General features: G+C 35.3%; 1 protein-coding gene. It reads right to left on the bottom strand.

Features of this window, described 5'->3' with window-relative positions; genetic code table 11:
* Nucleotides 1–16: 16 nt before the first annotated feature.
* Entirely contained in the window at nt 17–1,021 is a 1,005-nt protein-coding gene (locus tag WAE64_RS24720; protein WP_340240870.1) for an IS110 family RNA-guided transposase, read from the bottom strand.
* Between the last annotated feature and the right edge of the window lie 251 nt (nt 1,022–1,272).

Raw genomic sequence — 1,272 nt, forward strand, 5'->3', positions numbered from 1 at the left:
CCGCGATTTCTATGATTCAAACAAGTGAAAAAGTATAATTTTCGTTATATTTTTGATTTTTGTTTACACAGGCAAAAACTCTTAATATTAATTTGTTTCTGACATTGTTGATAACAAGCATTTTGTTTTTGCCTTCGCTGACTTTACGCTCATAGTACTCTTTAAGTTCTTTGCAATACTTGATAGCAGACATAGCTGCCATGTGCAACAAAGCCTTCATTTTCTTGTTGGCGATTGAACTGACTTTAGGCCTTCCTTTTTTCTTTCCAGAGGATCGCTCAAAAGGAACACAACCCGCAAAGGCACCAAACTTTTTAGGGTCATCAATGTCTTTAAACTCATTGGTTGTAATGATAATTTCAGTAGCTGTCACTTTACTGATTCCCTTAACAGAGGTGATAAGTTCAAACAGATGGCTCAATTCAGGGTCCTTTTTGATAATTTCGTCTATTTGTTTTTCAACATTTTTGACATCTTTCTTAAGGGCATTAATAGAATCCTGGCAAGCGTTTTTGGTATCCTTATGAGCCTTTTTACCTATAAAATCTTTAGAATCTACTAATGGTGTTTCTAACATCTTTATGGCATTCTTAAGTCTTGAACGAATGGCAGTCAAGCGGTCAAGTTCTTGAATGATGTCTCTTTTAGGTGACCATAAACGTGGATTCTCACGATTTTTGTATGAATACTGAGCAATCAGAATAGAATCCAGTTTATCTGTTTTACCTCTGATAGTTCCCATACTATCTTTTATCTGACGAGCATTCTCCACCCAGATAAAAGCTTTATGTGAAGACAGATAATTCAACAGAATGTTATTGTAAATGCCTGTGAATTCCATGCAAAACAAACTGTTCTCAAAATCAAAGCCTGTTTGTTTTTTGAGTGCTTTGATAAAACTGTCAATACCTGCTTTATCATTGGTAACTTCTAAATGGAAAAGGACTTTATTAGAATTTACCACAGCGAAGTCTAATTCATTTTTAGAAACATCGACGCCAATGAAATAAGTTTTTTCCATAACTTTAAATGATTAAAGATGAAGGCCAACTATTCAGACAATTTCGATACTTTTCTCATGGGTCTTGAACCCTCATTTCTATCGCCGGGCGACCCCGTTGAATTTGGAGTCTAAATAATCCAGTAGAGTTTTGAATCGCGGTATGGGTCTTTCCCTGCGGCGGACCTAAAGTGGCTCTACTGGAGTTGGTCTTTAAATACTCTAAGTTACAATAGTATTCTCAAAATATTTATATCACACAAATCTAAAAG

It is taken from the genome of Emticicia soli (genome assembly GCF_037860775.1).
GTDB classification, from domain to species: Bacteria; Bacteroidota; Bacteroidia; order Cytophagales; family Spirosomataceae; genus Emticicia; species Emticicia soli.